Source organism: Streptomyces sp. NPDC033229, from assembly GCF_055576875.1.
This window is the reverse complement of sequence record NZ_JBVIQR010000015.1, coordinates 149,723-167,634: the sequence shown is the minus strand read 5'-3', so window position 1 is coordinate 167,634 and position 17,912 is coordinate 149,723. Positions and strand designations below refer to the sequence as shown.

General features: G+C 70.0%; 23 protein-coding genes. 15 read left to right on the top strand and 8 right to left on the bottom strand.

Translation table 11 applies throughout. The features are described from left to right. The first annotated feature begins 139 nt into the window (after positions 1-139). The 5 genes from ACZ53N_RS16235 (at position 140) to ACZ53N_RS16215 (ending at position 4,241) form a co-directional block, all read left to right on the top strand. Positions 140-2,002 carry an albusnodin/ikarugamycin family macrolactam cyclase gene (locus tag ACZ53N_RS16235; RefSeq protein ID WP_469141488.1) on the top strand — a complete coding sequence of 621 codons (1,863 nt, stop codon included), beginning with the start codon at positions 140-142 and terminating at the stop codon, positions 2,000-2,002. After that, positions 1,986-2,276 carry a PqqD family peptide modification chaperone gene (locus ACZ53N_RS16230; protein WP_469141487.1) on the top strand — a complete coding sequence of 97 codons (291 nt, stop codon included), beginning with the start codon at positions 1,986-1,988 and terminating at the stop codon, positions 2,274-2,276. The genes ACZ53N_RS16235 and ACZ53N_RS16230 overlap by 17 nt, the downstream gene beginning before the upstream one ends. Next, the gene (locus ACZ53N_RS16225; protein ID WP_469141486.1) at positions 2,273-2,695 is read left to right on the top strand and encodes a lasso peptide biosynthesis B2 protein; all 423 of its coding nucleotides are present in this window, start codon (positions 2,273-2,275) and stop codon (positions 2,693-2,695) included. Before ACZ53N_RS16230 ends, ACZ53N_RS16225 begins: the two co-directional genes overlap by 4 nt. A 94-nt stretch (positions 2,696-2,789) precedes the next feature. After that, on the top strand, positions 2,790-3,806 hold the full coding sequence (locus ACZ53N_RS16220; RefSeq protein WP_469141485.1) for a protein-L-isoaspartate O-methyltransferase family protein: 1,017 nt from the start codon (positions 2,790-2,792) through the stop codon (positions 3,804-3,806). A gap of 159 nt (positions 3,807-3,965) precedes the next feature. Then, on the top strand, positions 3,966-4,241 hold the full coding sequence (locus ACZ53N_RS16215) for a hypothetical protein (protein ID WP_469141484.1): 276 nt from the start codon (positions 3,966-3,968) through the stop codon (positions 4,239-4,241). 21 nt (positions 4,242-4,262) lie between these two features. Here ACZ53N_RS16215 and ACZ53N_RS16210 read toward each other — a convergent pair whose 3' ends face one another. Further along, positions 4,263-4,901: a LysE family translocator gene (locus tag ACZ53N_RS16210; protein WP_469141483.1), complete on the bottom strand. Its 639-nt coding sequence runs from the start codon at positions 4,899-4,901 to the stop codon at positions 4,263-4,265. Between the two features lie 148 nt (positions 4,902-5,049). Between ACZ53N_RS16210 and ACZ53N_RS16205 the strand changes: the two genes are divergently transcribed. Beyond that, positions 5,050-6,024, top strand: a complete 975-nt coding sequence (locus tag ACZ53N_RS16205; protein WP_469141482.1) for a zinc-binding dehydrogenase — start codon at positions 5,050-5,052, stop codon at positions 6,022-6,024. Positions 6,025-6,048: 24 nt separating this feature from the next. Here ACZ53N_RS16205 and ACZ53N_RS16200 read toward each other — a convergent pair whose 3' ends face one another. From ACZ53N_RS16200 to ACZ53N_RS16190, 3 genes are read right to left on the bottom strand one after another with little or no spacing between them, the layout of a single operon-like run. Further along, on the bottom strand, positions 6,049-8,013 hold the full coding sequence (locus tag ACZ53N_RS16200) for a polyprenyl synthetase family protein (RefSeq protein WP_469141481.1): 1,965 nt from the start codon (positions 8,011-8,013) through the stop codon (positions 6,049-6,051). 28 nt (positions 8,014-8,041) lie between these two features. Further along, entirely contained in the window at positions 8,042-8,428 is a 387-nt protein-coding gene (locus ACZ53N_RS16195) for a DUF6114 domain-containing protein (RefSeq protein WP_469141480.1), read from the bottom strand. Beyond that, the gene (locus ACZ53N_RS16190; RefSeq protein ID WP_469141479.1) at positions 8,425-9,042 is read right to left on the bottom strand and encodes a hypothetical protein; all 618 of its coding nucleotides are present in this window, start codon (positions 9,040-9,042) and stop codon (positions 8,425-8,427) included. The genes ACZ53N_RS16195 and ACZ53N_RS16190 overlap by 4 nt, the downstream gene beginning before the upstream one ends. A gap of 476 nt (positions 9,043-9,518) precedes the next feature. Here ACZ53N_RS16190 and ACZ53N_RS16185 point away from each other — a divergent pair, with 476 nt between their 5' ends. The 6 genes from ACZ53N_RS16185 (at position 9,519) to ACZ53N_RS16160 (ending at position 13,963) form a co-directional block, all read left to right on the top strand. Continuing rightward, a complete protein-coding gene (locus ACZ53N_RS16185; RefSeq protein ID WP_469141478.1) occupies positions 9,519-9,716 on the top strand; it encodes a DUF3311 domain-containing protein in 198 nt (65 codons plus the stop codon). Then, complete coding sequence (locus tag ACZ53N_RS16180) at positions 9,713-11,221, top strand: sodium:solute symporter family protein (protein WP_469141477.1); 1,509 nt, start codon at positions 9,713-9,715, stop codon at positions 11,219-11,221. The genes ACZ53N_RS16185 and ACZ53N_RS16180 overlap by 4 nt, the downstream gene beginning before the upstream one ends. A gap of 60 nt (positions 11,222-11,281) precedes the next feature. After that, positions 11,282-11,593, top strand: coding sequence for a DUF6412 domain-containing protein (locus ACZ53N_RS16175; RefSeq protein WP_469141476.1), 312 nt, complete (start codon positions 11,282-11,284; stop codon positions 11,591-11,593). 107 nt (positions 11,594-11,700) lie between these two features. Beyond that, positions 11,701-12,441, top strand: a complete 741-nt coding sequence (locus tag ACZ53N_RS16170; RefSeq protein ID WP_469141475.1) for a YidC/Oxa1 family membrane protein insertase — start codon at positions 11,701-11,703, stop codon at positions 12,439-12,441. Between the two features lie 151 nt (positions 12,442-12,592). Further along, on the top strand, positions 12,593-13,450 hold the full coding sequence (locus ACZ53N_RS16165; protein ID WP_469141474.1) for a fumarylacetoacetate hydrolase family protein: 858 nt from the start codon (positions 12,593-12,595) through the stop codon (positions 13,448-13,450). A 75-nt stretch (positions 13,451-13,525) separates the two neighbouring features. Then, positions 13,526-13,963, top strand: a complete 438-nt coding sequence (locus ACZ53N_RS16160) for a hypothetical protein (protein ID WP_469141473.1) — start codon at positions 13,526-13,528, stop codon at positions 13,961-13,963. Between the two features lie 54 nt (positions 13,964-14,017). Here the strand turns inward: ACZ53N_RS16160 and ACZ53N_RS16155 are convergent, their stop codons facing one another. Both ACZ53N_RS16155 and ACZ53N_RS16150 read right to left on the bottom strand, forming a co-directional pair. Then, a complete protein-coding gene (locus ACZ53N_RS16155; protein WP_469141472.1) occupies positions 14,018-14,239 on the bottom strand; it encodes a DUF397 domain-containing protein in 222 nt (73 codons plus the stop codon). Between the two features lie 7 nt (positions 14,240-14,246). Then, positions 14,247-15,110: a helix-turn-helix domain-containing protein gene (locus tag ACZ53N_RS16150; protein WP_469141471.1), complete on the bottom strand. Its 864-nt coding sequence runs from the start codon at positions 15,108-15,110 to the stop codon at positions 14,247-14,249. Positions 15,111-15,409: 299 nt separating this feature from the next. Here ACZ53N_RS16150 and ACZ53N_RS16145 point away from each other — a divergent pair, with 299 nt between their 5' ends. The 3 genes from ACZ53N_RS16145 to ACZ53N_RS16135 all read left to right on the top strand — a co-directional run bounded on the left by ACZ53N_RS16145 (position 15,410) and on the right by ACZ53N_RS16135 (position 16,640). After that, positions 15,410-15,679: a hypothetical protein gene (locus ACZ53N_RS16145; RefSeq protein ID WP_469141498.1), complete on the top strand. Its 270-nt coding sequence runs from the start codon at positions 15,410-15,412 to the stop codon at positions 15,677-15,679. Continuing rightward, positions 15,565-15,963, top strand: a complete 399-nt coding sequence (locus tag ACZ53N_RS16140; RefSeq protein ID WP_469141470.1) for a DUF6255 family natural product biosynthesis protein — start codon at positions 15,565-15,567, stop codon at positions 15,961-15,963. The genes ACZ53N_RS16145 and ACZ53N_RS16140 overlap by 115 nt, the downstream gene beginning before the upstream one ends. Before the next feature lie 251 nt (positions 15,964-16,214). After that, on the top strand, positions 16,215-16,640 hold the full coding sequence (locus ACZ53N_RS16135) for a DUF3592 domain-containing protein (RefSeq protein ID WP_469141469.1): 426 nt from the start codon (positions 16,215-16,217) through the stop codon (positions 16,638-16,640). A gap of 163 nt (positions 16,641-16,803) precedes the next feature. Here ACZ53N_RS16135 and ACZ53N_RS16130 read toward each other — a convergent pair whose 3' ends face one another. Both ACZ53N_RS16130 and ACZ53N_RS16125 read right to left on the bottom strand, forming a co-directional pair. Then, positions 16,804-17,199, bottom strand: coding sequence for a PPOX class F420-dependent oxidoreductase (locus ACZ53N_RS16130; protein ID WP_469141468.1), 396 nt, complete (start codon positions 17,197-17,199; stop codon positions 16,804-16,806). A gap of 172 nt (positions 17,200-17,371) precedes the next feature. Next, positions 17,372-17,839, bottom strand: a complete 468-nt coding sequence (locus ACZ53N_RS16125; RefSeq protein WP_469141467.1) for a cupin domain-containing protein — start codon at positions 17,837-17,839, stop codon at positions 17,372-17,374. Positions 17,840-17,912 lie beyond the last annotated feature (73 nt).

Below are 17,912 nucleotides of genomic sequence, written 5' to 3'. Positions count from 1 at the left end.
CCCCCCCCCCCCCCCCCCCCCCCCCCCCCCCCCCCCCCCCCCCCCCCCCCCCCCAACCACCCCCCCCCCCCCCCCCCCCCCCCCCCCCCTCTCTCCCCTCCCCCCCCCCCCCCCCCCCCCCCCCGGGCCTTTGCAGGTCATGTCCGGTCTCGAGGACGAGGGAGTCGGGAGGCTCACGATGCGGTGGTGCACGGGATGGGAGGGCGGCCCGGCCAGCCGGCAGCCCCGGGCAGGGCGGCCGGTGACTGCGCTGGGCGAGACGTGGACGGTCGGCTGGCCCGAGAGCCAGGTCCGTGCGGCCGGGTCGGGGGCGATGGTGCTGGCCGTGATCGGCGTGTGCGGGGCCAGCGCCCGGCAACTAGAGGAAGCCTTAACCATCGTGCGGGCGCAGCAGTGGCAGGCGCTTACACGGTGGCCTGGCTCCTACCTGGTGGCGGCCCGCAGCGGCCCGACGCTGGCGGTGATCGGGGACCTGTCGGGGCAGCATCCGGTCTACTACCGGCGGGAGGCGGCCGGGACCTGGTGGGCGACCTCCGCCACCGCCCTCGCGGCGCTGGACGGGGCACCGGCTGATCCCATCGCGCTCGCGGCGCACCTGGCCTTCGGCCAGCTCGATGTCCTGGCCTCCCGGAGCCTGTTCCGCGCCGTGAACCGGGTGCCCACCGGGCACCTGCTCCAGATCACCCCCGAAGGCGCTCGGACCGTTCGCTACGAGCCGGCCGAGTACGAGCCGGTGAACCTGCGAGAGGCGGCGCCGACCGTGCGGGCGGCCCTGGCCGAGGCGGTCGCAGTCCGCATGGACGGCCGCCCCGTGAGCGCGGACCTCGCGGGCCTGGACTCCACCACGTTGGCCTGCCTGGCAGCGCGGCACCGGCCGGTGACAGCGGTGACGTTCGCCGATGAGCGACTGCGGGACGACGATCTCGCCTACGCACAGCGGACGGCTGCCGTGGTGCCCCAGCTGCGCCACCACGAGGTTCCCGGGGCGCAGGAGACGGTCTACTACGCGGGGCTGAACGACGCGTCGGCCTTGCCGTTCACGGACACGCCGAACGCGTTCGCGGTCTCGGCGGCGGTCAAGCGAACCGTGCTGGACGCCGTGATCATCCACCAGGCGGCGCCGGGCGTGCATCTGACGGGCGTCGCCGGGGACGGGCTGCTGTCCGCCTCATCCTCGTACCTGGCTGATCTGCTGCGGGAGCGGCAGCGACCTCGGGCCTGGCAGCACGCCCAAGGCCACGCACGGCTGCGGCAGACCTCTGTGTGGTCAGTGCTCGGCCGAGCCCGGCCTGCGGCCCGCATCGGACTGGCGGACGGCTGGCGCCAGGCCGCAGCCGAACTGCGCGAGGCCCCGAGGCAGTGGGTTCCGCAAGCACGGCGTCCCATCGCGTGGACGCCGCTGCTGGCCACGGCCGACTGGATGAACACCGACGTGCGCCACCAGCTCGCTGACGCCTTCACCACAGCGGCCGACGAGCTGACGGAGCCGCCGGTGCGGCTGGCGACGTGGACAGACAGCCAGGACCTCGCCCGTATCGGAGCGGACACCAGCGGCTGGCGCACGCTCGCCCTCGACGAGCACGGCATCGCAGCGCCGTACCTGGACAACGAAGTCCGCCGGGCCTGCCTGGCCGTGCCGGCCGACCAGCGCGGGACGCCAGGACGGTACAAGCCGCTGTTGGCCGAAGCCTTCACGGGCACTGACATGCTGCCCGGCTTCGTCCTTGAGCGGGTTACCAAGGGTGGCTTCAACGCGCTCTCCTATGCCGGGCTCGTCCAGCACGCACCCGCCCTCCGCCGCCTGCTCGGCCCGTCCTCCCGCCTTGGCGCCATGGGCCTGGTGACCGACGGGCCGGTGGGAGCGATGCTCGCCCGCGCGGCGGCCGGGCAGGCCACCGCCCAAGGCGCCCTGCATGTGGCGGTCGTGACCGAGGTGTGGTTGCGGCAGCTCGAACAGGCCGGGGCCCGATGGGAGGTGAGCGGCCGTGTGGCAGCTCCGTGAAGGCGCTCACCCGATCCTCACAGACGAAGGCGGAGCCATCCTGAACGAGAGGACCGGCCGCTGGACCTACCTCACACCGACCGCCGCCGCAGCGGTGCTGTTCCTTGTGGCCAGCAGCAGCGAAGACCAGGCCGCCAATCAGTACGCCGCCGTCTACGGCCTGAGCCCCGAGCGGGCCGCTGCCGACGTCCGTACCGTCGCTGATGCCCTCACCGCGCAGGGCATCGCGGGGGAACCTGTGTCCCAGTCCCGCCGGTGGAGGTGGTGGCGATGACCACCATGGAGTCGTACTCCACCATCCGCACCGGCTCCTTCCGCGACCGCCTGGCGGCGGCCGTGGGCCTCGGCCTGGCCTTGGTGCTGCTGGGGCTGCCCTTCCGTTACACCGTCCGAGCTGCCCGCCTGGCTCGCCGTGCCGGGCGTCGTCCGATTGCGCCGCACCGGGCGGAGGCTCTGGTTGCCGCCGTCCGGCACACCGGCCGCCTCTGGCCGGTCCGGGTGGCGTGCGCGGAAATCTCGCTCGGGTCGGTCCTGGCCGCATCCCTCCTCGGCCGGCGCCTGGACTGGTGTCTGGGGGTGCGGTTCTCCCCGCCGCCCACCGAATACCACGCGTGGACAGCGATTCCCGGCGGCGGACCGGTTGGCGAATACACCGAGGCCGGATGGCACCACTACGCCGCTCTCGTCATCTGAGCGCGTCAACTTGGCGCCTCGTTGACGCGTATCCCTCACCCACTCGGATCAGTTGAGGCACGCGTCCCGACCTTCCACTAAGGAGTGAACGCCGATGACCCCCGTCGCTGCCGCCGCCGAGAGAGTCCCCGAGCAGCACTACACCCACCACGAAGCCCGGGGCGCGACGATCCACCGCACGAACCCCGTCTTCATCCACCGGGAGCTGGAAGCCCTCGACGTCCGCATGGGCATGAAGGTCGCCGAGATCGGCACCGGCTCCGGCCTCTCCGGGGGCCTGCTCGCCGAACTCGTCGGGCCGACCGGCATGGTCACCAGCCTGGACATCGACCCGTATCTGACGCGGTGGGCCAACCACATCCACGCCGAGCGCGGGGTGAACAACATCCGCTGCTTCGCCGTGGACGGCACCGCCGGCTACCCCGGCCGGGCCCCCTACGACCGCGTGGTGGGCTGGTGCACGCCGCCGCTGCTGCCCAAGGCGTGGGTGAACCAGGTCGTGGACGGTGGGCTGATCGTGGCCACGCTGCCGATCGCCGCCGTGCCGAATCTGGCGATCGGTGCCGTGATCCGCGTCAGCAACGGACAGCCGCGCGTCGAATCAATCTTCCCCGGCTCCTACATCGAGACCGGCTTCTCTCCCCGCAGCGATTTTTCCGTCCCGGCCCGGTGGGTCGACTGGGAGAGCCGCATCCCGGCCACGTCGTGGGTGTCGATCGCCTGGCGCGATCAGGATGACTGGCAGAACTCCGGGGCACGTGGGGTCCTCGACCGCCTGCGGGAGTCCGGCCACACCGAGCAGTACGAGGGAGAGGAGATCGACTGGTCCAGCCTGCGCGTGTGGCTGGCCACCACCGGCTCCCGGCTGACGATGACCGAGCTGAAGGCAGACGTCATCGGACTCGGGCACTCGACCCGCAACACGGCCGCCGTGATTCAGCAGGACGGCACCATCGCCGCCGACGCGGCCGACTCCGCCTCCTTGACCGTGTTGCGGGGCTGGCTCGCAGCATGGGAGGACGCCGACCGCCCTGCCCCCGAGACGTACACCGCGAGCCTGGTACCTGGCATCCACGGCGACCTCGGCTGGCATCTCCGGCTTGCCCGGTAGCGACCGGGACCGGCGGAGGTGACGGAGCAGTCACCTCCGCCGGCCGGCATTGGGATACAGCCGACGCCTGGCGCCTGGCGGTACGGCCGCACGCACATCATGCGATTCCGGTTCGGTACGCGTGGGTAGGCATGCCCGGACCCGAGGGAAGGGATGTCGATGACCACGTGGTGGATCACCCTGGAACAGCCAGTCGTCGTGGACGGGGTGGCGCAGCAGCAGATAACCGTCCTCCGCTCCCTGTCCAACAAGACGCGTGCGCAGGCGGTCACCGAGCTGCACAAAATCGTCAAGAAGTGCGAGCCCGAGTCGCTCAAGGGCGTCCCCCACGTGGCCGTGCACAACGACGACGGCTCCTTCTCGATCCTGCCCAAGAAGGCCAACAAGGGGTATCCCCCGTGCACGGTCAGGCTGCGCGAGCAGTTCGGCGGCTGAGCGGGGCCACCCCCTTCCGGCTCAGTCGCCCAGGGCGAGCTTGAGGCCGAAGCCCGCGATGACCGTGCCGGTGACGCGGTCGAGGGCCCTTCGCGCGGCGGGGCGTTGCAGCCAGCCGCGCAGGGCCTGGGCGAAGGCGATCAGCGCCATCGACCAGAGCAGGCCGAGCAGTATGTGCACGCAGGTCAGCAGCAGACCGGTCGCGAAGTGCGGGGCCCCGGCCGGGATGAACTGCGGCAGGACGGCGACGTAGAAGACGCCCACCTTGGGGTTGAGGAGATTGGTGAGCGCGCCCTGCCGCCACCCCTCGTACAGGGTCTCGGCCTCCTTCAAGGCCGGTGCCTCGTCCGCTCCGTCGGCCCGCATGCCGCGCCAGGCGTCGATCAGCATGCGCGCACCCATCCACAGCAGATACACCGCGCCCGCCCAGCGCAGGATCTCGTACGCCACCTGAGACGCCGTCAACAGCGCGGTCACCCCGAGCGATGTGAGCGCGCCCCAGACCAGGATGCCGGTCTGGATGCCGAGGACCACGCCCCAGGCCCGTCGGCGGCGGCCGAGTGCCGCCGTGCGCAGGACGAGGGCGGTGTCGAGGCCGGGGGTGAGGGTGAGGAGGCCCACGACCAGAGCGAAGGACCATAGCGTTGTGCTTATCGTCATGGATGTTCACCATAATCCTGCCCGAATTCGGGCACGATCACCGGGGTCGACCTCAGTCTCCTCGCTTCCTTGACCTCAAGCAAGGTCGATGTTGGAGAGTGATCACGCCGCCCCACCCCCGGGACGCACCGATCCAGGAGCGCACGACATGCACGCGATACGGCTGCACGCCTTCGGCCCCGCCGGGAACCTGAGCCACGAAGAGGTCCCCGCCCCCGTTCCGGCCGAGGGTCAGGTGCGGATCGATGTGCGGGCGAGCGGCGTCCACTGGATCGAGACCACCCTCCGGCGCGGTCTCCCCGTCGGCCCGCACCAGCCGCCGGAGCTGCCGGTCGTCCCCGGCGGGGAGGTCGCCGGCGTCGTGTCGGCGGTGGGGCCGGGCGTGGACGAACAGTGGCTGGGCCGGCGGGTCGTGGCGCAGCTGGGGGGGTACGGCGGGTACGCCGAGCAGGCCGTCGCCGACGTCGGCTCCCTCCACCACATCCCCGGTCACCTCGACGCCGAGACCGCCGTCGCGGCGATCACCACCGGCTCCACGGCCCAGGGCGTCCTGTCCGTCGCGGGCATCACCGCCGACGACACGGTGCTCGTGATGTCGGCGGCCGGCGGCCTCGGCAGCCTGTTCGTCCAGGCGGCGCGCCGGGCCGGAGCCACGGTCGTGGGAGTGGCGGGCGGCCCGGCGAAGGCGGCACGCGTACGGGAGCTCGGCGCCGATGTCGCGGTCGACTACCGGGACGCCGACTGGCCGGCGCACGTGCGCGAGGCCCTGGGCGGGCGTCAGGTGAGCGTGGTCCTCGACGGCGTGGGTGGCACGACCGGGCGCCAGGCCCTGGAACTGCTCGGCCCCGGCGGCCGCTTCCTGCTGCACGGCTGGGCCTCCGGGACGGCCACCGAGATCACCACACAGGACATCGTCGAACGCGCCCTCACCGTCACCTGGGCGATCGGCCCGGCCATGGTCCCCGCCGGGGGCATGCGCGAGCTCGCCACCCGCGCCCTGGCCGAGGCCGCCGCGGGCCGCCTCGTACCGCTGATCACCCGCTTCCCCCTCGCACGCGCCGCCGACGCGCACGCCGCGCTGGAAGCCCGCGAGGTCGAAGGCAAGGTGGTGCTGACCACCTGAGTTCTCCGCACCCGCACCCGGGCTTCAGCTGATCCGGTGCGTGGCCTGCCGTGCCACGTGGCGCAACCGCTTGCGGTAGGGGGAGTCGGGCAGCCGGTCCAGGTGGCTCTGGGCTCGCTCCGTGTACGCGACGGCCAAGTCCCTGGCCCGCGTCATCGCATCGGTGCTCCGGAGCAGTCGCTGCACGGCCGGCAGGGCCCGTTCGCAATCGGCGTCGTTCCACAAGGCCCGCAGCTCGGCTTGCTGAGGCGGCGAGGCGTGGGCGTGCGCGAGCAGGAGGGGCAGGGTAGGACGATGGTTGCGCAGGTCACTGGCAGCGTCCTTGCCCGCGGCCTGTGAGGTGCTGTCGTAGGGCAAGAGATCGTCACGGATCTGAAAGGCCATGCCGAGAGCCAGTCCGTACTCACTCAGTGCCTGGACCTGGTCGTCGCCGCCTTCGGCGAGATACGCACCGAGCCGACAGGCGTAGGCGAAGAGCACGGCGGTCTTGAGTCTGATCATCTCCAAGTAGGCGTCGACCCCGCAGGTGAGATCGTCCGAGATGTGCAGTTCGAGCGCCGCGCCGAGGGCCAGGTCCTCGCCCGTGCGTCCCGCCTCGGCGAAGGCCTGGGCGACGCGCTCCGCGCTGACTCCCTGCTCGCCGCAGCGGGAGAGCCCTTGGAGGGCCTTCATGACGAGGCCGTTGGCGGCGAGGAGGGCGAGGTCCGCGCCGAAGCGGAAGGGGGCCGAGTCCCGGCCCCGCCGCTGGTGGTCACCGTCGATGATGTCGTCGTGGATCAGGCTCGCGACATGGACGAGTTCGGTGCTGACCGCGGCGGACAGAACCGTGTCGGTGCGCCCGCCGACGGCTCCGGCGGCTTCCACGGTCAGCACCGGCCTGAGCAGCTTTCCGACCGGCAGGAGGGCGTGGCTCTGGATCGGCGCGAGAAGCGTGTCGTCCACCTCTTCGCAGCAACGCCTCAGTTCGGCACTGATCGCCCGGTGTGACGCCCAACTGCGTACGTCATGGAGTTGTTCCGGCACGATGGGCGCGGCGGCGGTCGGGCATACGGGAGCCATTTCGGCGCGGGGTGGCGGAACCGCGTCGAATACGGACCGCAGCGAGGAAACCGCCAGCCGTTTCAGGGAAGCCGGGCGCGGGTGCGGACGCCGGCGCAACGTAGCGGGCAGGTCCTCGGTCACGGTCCGCAGATGCAGCCGGTACAGGGACTGCATGGTGTCGATCGCGGCTTTGCCGTAGGGAGGCAGCGCGGCCGTCACGGTGTCGGCGGCGGACAGGAGAGCCGCGGCACGGTCGGCTTCCCAGCGCAGTGCCCGCAGCACCGCGGGGGTCGCCCTGCGGTTGAGGAAATCCGTCCGGTCCGCCGAGCACTTGTCCAGCGTCTCCGTCGAGATTCCCAGCCAGCCGCGCGCCACGTCCTCGGAGATGTCACGCAGGTTGTCCACCCTGTCCAGGCCCTCGCCAAAGGACAGCACCGCGTGGTCGAACGCGGGATCGTCGGCCGGTCCGCCCAGCAGCGGACAACCCAGCAGAACGGGCGCGCCTACGGCACTCCGGGCGAACTCCGACAGTTCCGCCTCGGTCGCGAACTCGGTTCTGCCGATGTCCCCTCGGGTCGTCGCGACGAACTTCTCCAGGGCCGGCACCGGCAATGCGAACGCGGCGATACTGTGCACGATCGCGGCACGCACGGGGTGCGCCGAATATCCCGAGCGTACTTCCGTCAGAAGTTCGTGGGTCTCCTCGGAGAAGCGCGCGACACTGCCCTTGCGGTGGTCCGCCAGGTCGTCCACCCAGCGCACCACGGCTCCCACAGCGGCCATTGCGGGCCGGTATTGCGGCGGCAGGAACGCCCCGGCCATGGCCATGGTCCAGTCCGTCTTCAACGCCAGCTTGAAGCACGTCCGATACGATTTCCGAAGTCTGGCGTCATCGATGCCTGCCAGATCGAGGCACTCGTCGAACTTGCCCAGTTCCCAACGCGCCAAGGCATGACCTTTCTTGGGAGGTGGTTCCTTACGATGCCTTGCTGCTACGCGGCTCGGGCGTCCAGGCCACGGTGATCGCTCCCCCGGATGCCAGCAAGAGGAATCCGAGGAACAAGCCGCCCATGTTCGCCGCGACAAGGCTGACCAGGGACAGCACGAGCGCGAGGACCCCCGGGAAAGTGCGCCTTTCGGGGGCTTGCCAGGTGGCGAGCCCGGACACGAGACACAGGCAGCCCAGCAGCCATGCGGAGGCGCCGGCGGTTCCCGAGAACGGCAGCATGTTCAGGCCGTCCCAGGTGGTCAGCACAATTTCGACGCCGCCCAGGCACATGAACAAGCCGCCCCAGAACGGGCGCGTGCGATACCAGGGCAGCCAACGGGAGCGAGTGTTCGGCCACAGATCGTTCATCGTCATTTCCCGGAACCCCGAAGAGGGCTGACTGGGCAGCCTTGGCGGCCGCGGACGAAGTCCGCGTGGAATCCCTTCGCGGTGAGGCTCGCAGCGGCGAAGGCACGTGGTTCGACGCGGACCTTGAATGCGTGAAAAGAGCCCGCGGTGAGCCGGAATGGAGTTGCCGGATCCCGCTCGGTTTCCAAGCCGGCCGAAGACAGGGACACGCGGGACGAAGTGAGGGAGGAAGTCTCGATGGTGAACTTCGAGGCGGACAGCGTGTCGGCATACAGGCGGGCCGTGGTGGCTCCGATAACCGGCAGCTCCACCACGGAGGTCACACAGACACGGTCGGCCTGAAAATCCTGGAAGAGCGACATGAGTGCCGCATCGGAATGATTTCCCGACGATAGTCCCGGAGTGATCGACAGCCCTGAAACGCTGATCTTCTCCGCGCTGATGAGCATCGGCACACGCCCCGCGAAGGCGAACTGGAGCGCGCTGGCACTATCGGTGGCCAGAAGGGCATAGGCCGCTCCGAGAACGACGGCCATGACCACTGCGCAGCGTCGGCGTCGAACATGCCCAGACGGCGCCGACGGGATTTCCTTCGGTGCGCTTGGCGCGTCGCGGCGCAAGGGCAACTCCCTTGTTTCCATGGTCACTCACCGGTTCCGCGGAGCCAGGAAGAAGAAGCGGAATCAATTCGTTCACCGAACAGCACTGAATGGCGGTCCATCTCTACACGCTGCGCCTATCGCACCCTGAAATGCACGGCGGGCAGGCAGCGTTTACACCCGAAGGGGTGAGCGTGGCTACAGCCGACCGGTCCCCTGTGGGGAGGCGTGGCCTGCGCCGATGCCACTGCTGGAGCCGATGCCACCACCGAGGCGGGCCGAAAGCGGGGACGCCCGCATCACGACCTGGGGTGTGTCCGCAAAGTCGCGGCGTACGCCCGAAGGGCGTGGCCCGCGGCGTCTGGTGCGTGCGATCGCAAGGCGGAGGGTCGCCCTCGTACCGGGCGTACTCGGGCGAGCCCGACAACGCAGCGAGCGTGCGTGCCAGGCGTCGCGGGCCAGGCGCGAATTTGCGGACACACCCTAGGGTCGACCCCGTGCTGAAACGTCCCGCCTTGCTCTGGCTGCTGGCCCCCTACGCGCTGTTCCTCGGCGCACTCCCCCTCGTCGACCGTGTCCATCCCACCGTGGTCGGCCTCCCCTTCCTCTTCTTCTGGCTGCTGCTGGCGACCCTGCTGACACCGGCCGCCGTCTTCCTCGCCTGGCGCGGGGACCGGAAGCGGGGCCGGGTGTGAACGCCACCGTCGCGACGTCGGTCTTCGGCGTCTTCATGGTCCTCACCGTCGCCCTCGGCCTCTTCGCCGTCCGGGGCCGGGGCTCGGGCGGCGGGCTCACCGAGTGGTCGGTGGGCGGCCGCAGCATGGGCACGGTCTTCATCTGGGTGCTGATGGCCGGCGAGGGCTACACGAGCTTCAGCTACCTCGGCGCGGCCGGCTGGGGCTACAACCACGGCGCGCCGGTCCTCTACGTCATCGCGTACATGTCCTGCGGCTACGCGATCGGCTACGTGGTCGGGCCGATGCTCTGGTCCTACGCCCGCGAGCACGGCCTCGTCTCCATCACCGATATGGTCGCGCACCGCTACGGGCGCCCGTGGCTCGGCACGGCCGTCGCGATCCTGGCGACGGTGTGCCTGCTGCCGTACATCCAATTGCAGATCACCGGCATGGGCGTGGTCGTCTCGACCATCTCCTACGGCGCGATCAGCCTGAACTGGGCCTACTTCATCGCCTTCGCCGTCACCACGGGCTTCGTGGTCGTCAGCGGGCTGCGCGGCAGCGCCTGGGTGTCGGTGCTCAAGGACGTGCTGGTCATCGGCACCCTGGGCTTCCTCGCGATCTACGTCCCGCTCCACTACTTCGACGGCTACGGGCCCTTCCTGGACCGCCTCGTGGCGGAGAAGCCGGACTGGCTGACCTTCACCGGGCACGGCGGCAGCGGCCTGGGCGGCAGCTGGTTCGTCACGACGAGCTTCCTGAACTCCCTGACCGTGGCCATCTTCCCGACGACCGTGGCGGGCTACCTCGGCGCGCGCAACGCCGACGGGCTGCGCCGCAACGCGATGCTGCTGCCGTTCTACAACGTGCTGCTGTTCGTGCCGATGCTGCTGGGAATGGCGGCGATCTTCGTGGTGCCGGGCCTGGCCGGCCCGGGGTCGAACCTGGCGCTGTTCAAGCTCGTGGTGGACTCCCTGCCCGCGTGGGCGGTCGGGGTGATCGGGGTCGCCGGGGCCCTGTCGTCGATCGTCCCGATGGCGGTGTTCATGCTGGTCATCGGGACGATGTGGGGCAAGAGCGTGCTGGGCGTCATGCCCGGGCTGGCGGGCCGCCCGGACCGGCAGAAGACCGGCGCGCAGGTGGTGGTCGTGGCGGCGGGCGGACTGGCCCTGCTGCTCACCTACACCGAGCCCAATACCTTGGTGCGGCTGTCGCTCATCTCGTACGAGGGCATGGCACAGCTCGTCCCCATGATTCTGCTGGGCCTGGTGTGGCGAAAGCTGACGCTGTGGGGTGCGGTGAGCGGTCTGGTGGCGGGCGGCGCCCTGGTGTGCGCGCTGGTCTTCACCGAGAACGACCCGCTGTGGGGAGTGAACGCGGGGGCGGTCGCCCTCGGGGTGAACCTGGCGGTCGCGCTGGCGGTCTCCTGGCTGGGGCCGAAGACGGCGGACGAACGGCCGGACTCCGAGGTGTTGGCGACGGATCCGGGCCCGGATGTGCCGGTTGTCAGTGGCACCGTCTAGCATCGGAACGAACGACTGAACGAACGGTCTGCGGGGATCTGCGGGGAGGGGGAACACATCATGCGTCATGTCCTGCGCGACACCCTGCGTACGCACATGAGCGTGCTCCTCTTCCTGCTGGCCGAACTGCTGCTCGCGCAGAGCGGCTTGGTGGGCGCCGTCGCGCTGGCCGCGACGACGGCCGTCGCGGCCGCGTTGCTGGCCTGCGCCGTTCTCGCCGCCCGCGTCACGGGCCCGCTCACACCGACCCGCATACGCACCGCGATACGGGACCGGGAGTTGCGTACGGCGTTCCTCGCCCAACGCGATCCCGATGCCCAGGGCCGCCCCCGGCCCCGAGCGCCCGGCCGTCCCCTCCCGACGGCCGCGTAGGCGCTCCGCTCCCGCCCTTTCACCGCACTTGAGCTGAGCCCGCGCGGCTCGTCACGCCGAAACCCCTTCTGTTTCCGGCACGACGAGACCCCGTGGAGGGCTCACCCATGTCCGTTTTCGCATTCCTCGGCACCCTGCTGTCCCACCTCACCGATGCCATCGACCCGCTCTTCGGCGCCTCGGCGACGGCCGCCGCGATCGTCCTGTTCACCCTGGGCGTCCGGCTCGCCCTGCACCCCCTGGCCAGGTCGGCCGCGCGCGGCGAGGGAGCCCGCGCCGAGCTCGCGCCCGAGCTGGAGAAGCTGCGCCGCAAGCACAAGAACCACCCGGAGAGGCTGCACAAGGCGGCGAGCGAGATGTACGCCAAGGCCGGCTCGTCGCCGATGGCGGGCTGCCTGCCGTCCATGGTGCAGTTGCCCGTGTTCTACGTGATGTACCACCTCTTCGCCACGGGCTCCGGCGGTGACGGCCTGCTCGACCACACCCTGCTGGGCGCCCCGCTCGGCGGCCGGTGGGCGGACGCGCTCGGCCACGGCGGGGTCTTCGGCCCGCAGGGTCTGGTCTACCTGGGCCTGTTCGCCCTCATCGCGGCTGTGGCGACGTGGACGTACACCCGCAGTCGCAAGGCTGCCGCCACGATGCCGGTCCCCGGGGCCGACCAGGTGCCGGGCATGACGGGCCTGACCAAGATCCTTCCGCTGCTCACCTTCGGCACCCTCGTCACCGCCGCGATCGTGCCCTTGGCGGCCGGCCTCTATCTGGCGACCACCACCGCCTGGACGGCGGCCGAACGGGCGTACCTGACGCCCCTTCGGACGCCGAAGTCGGCGCCCAAGGCGCGCGTATGAGGGTCCATGTGACGGTCCAACTGCCGGACGTGGACTTGCGGAGGGTGCCGCCGTTCTTGCACGATCGGCCAGTTCACCTGATGGCCGTCCCCCATCGGCCGGTCCGGACAAGACCGTCCGGGCCGTCCCTTCGACCGTGGGAGTCATACGGATGAAGCTGTTGCGTGTGGGACCGGCGGGTGCGGAACGCCCGGCGCTGCTGGACGAGGAAGGCACACTGCGCGACCTGTCGGCCCTGGTGCCCGACGTGGACGCCGGGCTGTTCGCGGACGAGTCGGCGCTGAAACACGTGCGGGCCGCCGTCGGCGCCCGCGTCCTGCCCACGCTCGACCCGACCGGCCTGCGGATCGGCCCGCCCGTCGGCCGCATCGGCAAGATCGTCTGCGTCGGCCTCAACTACCACGCCCACGCCGCCGAACTCAGGGTGAAGGTCCCCGCCGAGCCGGTCCTCTTCCTCAAGGCCCCGGACACGGTCGTCGGCCCGGACGACACGGTGCTCGTGCCGCGCGGCAGCGAGAAGACCGACTGGGAGGTCGAGCTCGCCGTCGTCATCGGCCGGACGGCCCGCTACCTGGAGACGGACGAGCAGGCCCTCGCCTCCATAGCCGGGTACGCGGTGGCAAACGATGTCTCGGAGCGGGCGTTCCAGATGGAGCGCGGCGGCCAGTGGGACAAGGGCAAGAACTGCGAGACGTTCAACCCGCTGGGCCCATGGCTGGTCACCGCCGACGAGATCCCGGACCCGCAGGACCTGCGGCTGCGCCTGTGGGTGAACGGGCAACTGCGGCAGGACGGCAGCACGGCGGACCAGATCTTCCCGGTCGCCCAGGTCGTGCGGTACGTCAGCCAGTACATGACCCTCCACCCCGGCGACGTCGTCAACACCGGCACCCCGGCGGGCGTGGCCATGGGCCAACCGGAACCCAAGCCGTATCTGCGGGCCGGGGACGTGGTGGAGCTGGAGATCGACGGCCTGGGGCGGCAGCGGCAGGTACTCAAGGAGGCGTAGCGGCGGGCGTACGTCCGGGGGACCCGGCGCGTGTGTTGCCGGGTCCCGCGTCCTTATCCATGCATATTTTCGTACATGCGCAAGGAACAGGGCGGAAGGTCCCGTACAGCCGGTCTGGCGGTCCTGGCGACCGCGCTCGGCGGCGTGCTGCTCGTGTGCGCCCTGGCCGCGCTGAGCGCGACCGCCGCGTCGCGTCCGGGCCCGTGGGCCCCGACGGCGGGCGCGGCGACGGGCGCGGTGACAGGCGTGGTGACGGGCGTGGTGACGGACAGCCCGTCGGCGTCGGCGGGGACCGCCGACCCCACGGCGGGGTCGAGGCCCCTGCCCCCCTTGCCCCGCCCGATGCCACCCCCGACCGTCCACCCGCACGCGGGCCCGGTGTCGGGCGACGGCCACGAACTGGCCCACAGCGGACCGCCGATGAGCGCGTCGATGGCGTTCGGCGGGGGGCTGGTCATGCTTGGTGCCGGGCTGGCGCTGGTGGTCTTGTACCGGTCGCGGTACGAGGGGTAGCCGTGGTGGCCGCACCAACGCTGGGGCCGTCTGGACGCCGACCGGCGGGGCTTCTCACCCCGCACCCTGATTGCCGAACGCATCGCGTCGGACGGCGCCGAGGAAGGACACCCACGCGGAGGGTGTGAAGGCGAAGGCGCCTCTGGCGCGGTCCTTGCTGTCGCCTATGGCTATGAGGCCGTCGTCGGTCAGCTGCGCTTCGACGCACCCGACCTGTTGGTTATCGCTGTAAGAGGACTTGCGCCACGCGTATGCGGGCAGATTGTGGCGTTTCACGCGTACCTCACTCAGATTCAAGTTCACGTGCGATCGATGCAATCAACTCGATGGACTGCTGCGCCGGGAGAGCCGCTGCCTGAAGCCGTGCCCACGCGCGCCCGTACTTTGCGACGGCTTCATCCTCCTCCAGGTACAGGGCGCCGTCGAGATACTCGACTTGAACCACCTCCAAGCCCATGGGTTCCGGGTAGGAGAAGACGTCGAACGAGCCACCTGTGCAGGTGAAGGCGGTCTGACACAGGGGGGTGACCTGGACCGTCATCTCAGGCGACTCGCTGAGACAGATCAACCGTCGCAGTTGCTCGGCCATCACCACCGGCCCGCCGATCTGCTGGCGAAGGACGCCTTCGGGCATGATGCACATGTAGCTTGGCGGCTTTTCTCGCCGGAGAACTTCCTGCCGTTCCATTCGCAGATCGAGATAGAACTCAAGCTCTTCGTCTGGCAGTGGATCCGAACCAGTCATTACTGCGGTTGCATACGGTCTGGTTTGAAGGAGTCCAGGAATCACTTGCGCTTGGAAGGCGCGGATCTTTGTCGCGTCGGATTCCAGGGACAGTCCTTCCTTGAAGCTCGGTCGCAGGGTTTCGCCGTACTGGCGCCACCAGCTCCTCTTGTGACCCTCGGACGCAAGGGCGACCAGACACTCCCGCGTCTTCTCATCCTTGACCTTGTAGAGGCTCAGCAGCACATCCAGCTCAAGGCGGGTGACACGGTGGCGCCCGGTCTCCTGCCGACTGATCTTCGACCTGTCACCGTGGATGGCGACCGCCGCCTCCTCCGGTGTGACCCTCGCCGCCTCCCGGAGCGCCCTCAGCTCCGCCCCGAGCCTGCGCCGCCTGGCGGTGCGCTGTGCCTGCTGTCCCACGCGTAGCTCCTCCGCTGTCCTGTGCCCCGACCCCTGCGGCCGGGACCCGAATGCTGACCAATGAAATCCCCAAGCACCAGTCCACGAAGTGTCGTTCTTCAATTTGTCGCTCCATCGATTGAAGTTTGTCGTGAGCGCCATGCGGATGCATTCTGGATACGCCGCGTCCGCCGCCGAAAATGTCCGGCGCAAGTTGCGCCTGCGGTGGACGAATTGGCGCGCATTCGAACCTTGGAAGGGTGTAGCGGATGACATACAGGGTCGGTGTGTTCGTGATGGACACCCGGGAGAATCGGCTCATGCAAGTGATCGGACACGCCGGTGACCGCGTACAGGTCAGAACGCCCGGCGGCGGCCTCGAGTGGGAAGTCCCGGCGGGAGCCCTACGGTTGGCGACGAGCGAGGAGCGGGCAGCGGCCCGCGCGGCAACCACGAGTCTGATGAACTGCGCCGAGTGCGCCGAACTCGAAAGCGCCCGGCGACGGGCCATCGCGGGCGGGGACGAGGAGAAGGCCGGCGACGCCCTGGTCGCCGTACGTTCGCACCGGCGAAGGGCGCACGCGCTGTGAAGGGCGAGACCGGCAGCCGGCCCGGGAGCTGCGGGCATCGGTCGGGCTGGACGCAAGCCCATGGTGAGGCGCGCTGCAACGACTGCGGTACCAGGCGGTTCACGGACTACGGGGCCCTGCGTCCGGCAGAGTTGCCCCAGACGATCACGCCTCCCCCACGCCGAGCCCGCAAGACGGACCGGGCGGCAGCCAGCCACGTGGCGCGCATCGTGCGGCGCGGCATCCGCTGGGGAACGAGCGGCATGAGGCCGACCCACTGGGCGGCACCCGCCTCAGCCGTCTGATCACTACGGACCCCGGCTTTCAATGGCGAGCGCAAGGGCCGAACGGTCTCGGCCATCACGGCAGCGGCCAAGCGCACATCTCCCGCCGTACCCCCCGCTCCCAACGCAGCTCCGGTGACAGCGCGGGCGGCACGCCCACCCGCTTCGGCTGGGACGAAACCACCGGACAGCCCCGTGCACGATCAGAGCCCAAACCGCCACCACACTGCCCCATTCGCAACCGACACCCCCGCGCACGCGTCGCACAACGCATGGAACGTGAATGGCTCTTCTCGCTCATCCCGCTGACGATCGGCGTGGGCTTCCTTGGCTTCGGCGTGTACGGACTCCGCCGTGCCAGCACTCTCCGTCGTAGAGGTGTCGCCGTAAAGGGCCGGATCGTTCGTCACGAAGTCAGCCGAAACGACGAAGGTGCCACGTTTCACTACCCGGTCGCAGCCTGGACGACCCGGGACGGCCGCGCGTGCGAGTACTCATCCAGGTTTGGGCGCGGAGCCATCGGAGGTCCCTTCGGCGTGGGGGCATTTGTCATGGTCCGATACGATCCGGAGGATCCCCGCCGGTTCGCGATCCAGGGGTGGGACGTAACGACTGTCGACCTGCTGTTCACGGTATTGGGGTCGGTGTTCACAGCGGGCACGCTGCTGGCGTTGCTCGTCCGACTGCTCGCTCTCTGACCGCGCAACCGACGGCGGCAGCACGTCCGCAGCGGGTGACTGGCCCCGAGCGGAAGCGAAAAGGAGGCGAGGGGGCCCGGAAGTTCCGGGCCCCCTCGCCTCCTTTTCGCTTCCGCCCCGCCCCGCCCCGCAAGTCCGCCGAAGGCCGGGCCCCTTGTCGGTCTCAGGCGGAGAACCCGGTGACCTTGTGCGGCGTCACCCGGACGACCAGCCGGACCACCTCGTCCGGCTCGGTCGGCGGATCCTCGCCCAGGTACTTCTGCGAGAGCCTGCGGGGGAGCTCCTTCTCCGGGTCCTCGATGAGCTCGGCGGTGCCCCGGATGTCCACGGAGTGGTACGGGTTCGCGGTGTCGAACACCGTGAGGCTGATCCGTGGCTCCCGGGCGAGGTTCCGGGCCTTCAGACGCCCCGCCGTGGTGGAGAACACCACCGTTTCCCCGTCTCTCGCTATCCAGACCACTGAGGTCTGTGGCCCGCCGTCCCGGTTGATTGTGGCTACAGTGGCGAAGTTCTTCCCGTCCAGCAGCTTCCGTGTCTCCTCGCTGAACTTCACGGACATCGTCGTCCCTTCACATAGGTTCCATGATCACTTCGTACACGGAACGTGAGCGAGACCCGATGTCTTCCCCACCGGCGGATGACTCGTTGCGGGGGGCGCGGATGCCGGGGAGGTGGCCCAAGGGCCGGGGCAGGTCGACCACCGGCCCAATCATCGGCACAGCGCCCACGCGTCACGGCATCGGACGCATCTCCAGCCCGTGCCGCTTGGCGGTCTCGATGAGGCCCTCGACGTCCGGCGACGTGTCCGACATGGGCGGGAGCTCGCGTCGCTGGGCCGGTTCGCCCGCCTCGGCGAAGAAGGCCTCGATGCCGCCCGGCGCGTAGGTGACCAGGAGCCGCACCGTGCTCGTGGGCTCGAACCGTTCCCAGGTGCCGGCGGGGATATGGAAGAAGGACCCGGGTCCGCCCTCGAACGTCTCGTCGGCGATGTGATAGCGCACCGTCCCCTCGATGACGTAGACACTCTCGGTCCCGGGGTGGGTGTGGGGCGGCGGGCCCATGCCCTCCGGGAGGGTCATCTCCACGACGGTCGCCGCGCCGTTGGTCTCGTCGCTCGACGCCTTGATCTCGTAGAGGCCGTTGAGCATCCAGAATGCCGTTCCGTCACCGCTGTGCCGCACGTGGGCGTTCTTCGCCATGGGGCCGCTTCCTTCCGTCGGGGGGCTCCCCATGGGTTCCCACCGATACCCCGGCCGAACGCCGCCATCCGGG

What these genes read in the sequence shown, in the direction of transcription:
- ACZ53N_RS16220 (WP_469141485.1), top strand. Translation starts at nt 2,790, where the DNA reads ATGACCCCCGTCGCTGCCGCCGCCGAGAGAGTCCCCGAGCAGCACTAC.
- ACZ53N_RS16195 (WP_469141480.1), bottom strand. Translation starts at nt 8,428, where the DNA reads ATGACGATGAACGATCTGTGGCCGAACACTCGCTCCCGTTGGCTGCCC.
- ACZ53N_RS16210 (WP_469141483.1), bottom strand. Translation starts at nt 4,901, where the DNA reads ATGACGATAAGCACAACGCTATGGTCCTTCGCTCTGGTCGTGGGCCTC.
- ACZ53N_RS16130 (WP_469141468.1), bottom strand. Translation starts at nt 17,199, where the DNA reads ATGTCCGTGAAGTTCAGCGAGGAGACACGGAAGCTGCTGGACGGGAAG.
- ACZ53N_RS16175 (WP_469141476.1), top strand. Translation starts at nt 11,282, where the DNA reads ATGCGTCATGTCCTGCGCGACACCCTGCGTACGCACATGAGCGTGCTC.
- ACZ53N_RS16170 (WP_469141475.1), top strand. Translation starts at nt 11,701, where the DNA reads ATGTCCGTTTTCGCATTCCTCGGCACCCTGCTGTCCCACCTCACCGAT.
- ACZ53N_RS16205 (WP_469141482.1), top strand. Translation starts at nt 5,050, where the DNA reads ATGCACGCGATACGGCTGCACGCCTTCGGCCCCGCCGGGAACCTGAGC.
- ACZ53N_RS16160 (WP_469141473.1), top strand. Translation starts at nt 13,526, where the DNA reads ATGCGCAAGGAACAGGGCGGAAGGTCCCGTACAGCCGGTCTGGCGGTC.
- ACZ53N_RS16235 (WP_469141488.1), top strand. Translation starts at nt 140, where the DNA reads ATGTCCGGTCTCGAGGACGAGGGAGTCGGGAGGCTCACGATGCGGTGG.
- ACZ53N_RS16125 (WP_469141467.1), bottom strand. Translation starts at nt 17,839, where the DNA reads ATGGCGAAGAACGCCCACGTGCGGCACAGCGGTGACGGAACGGCATTC.
- ACZ53N_RS16165 (WP_469141474.1), top strand. Translation starts at nt 12,593, where the DNA reads ATGAAGCTGTTGCGTGTGGGACCGGCGGGTGCGGAACGCCCGGCGCTG.
- ACZ53N_RS16215 (WP_469141484.1), top strand. Translation starts at nt 3,966, where the DNA reads ATGACCACGTGGTGGATCACCCTGGAACAGCCAGTCGTCGTGGACGGG.
- ACZ53N_RS16145 (WP_469141498.1), top strand. Translation starts at nt 15,410, where the DNA reads ATGCAAGTGATCGGACACGCCGGTGACCGCGTACAGGTCAGAACGCCC.
- ACZ53N_RS16135 (WP_469141469.1), top strand. Translation starts at nt 16,215, where the DNA reads ATGGAACGTGAATGGCTCTTCTCGCTCATCCCGCTGACGATCGGCGTG.
- ACZ53N_RS16225 (WP_469141486.1), top strand. Translation starts at nt 2,273, where the DNA reads ATGACCACCATGGAGTCGTACTCCACCATCCGCACCGGCTCCTTCCGC.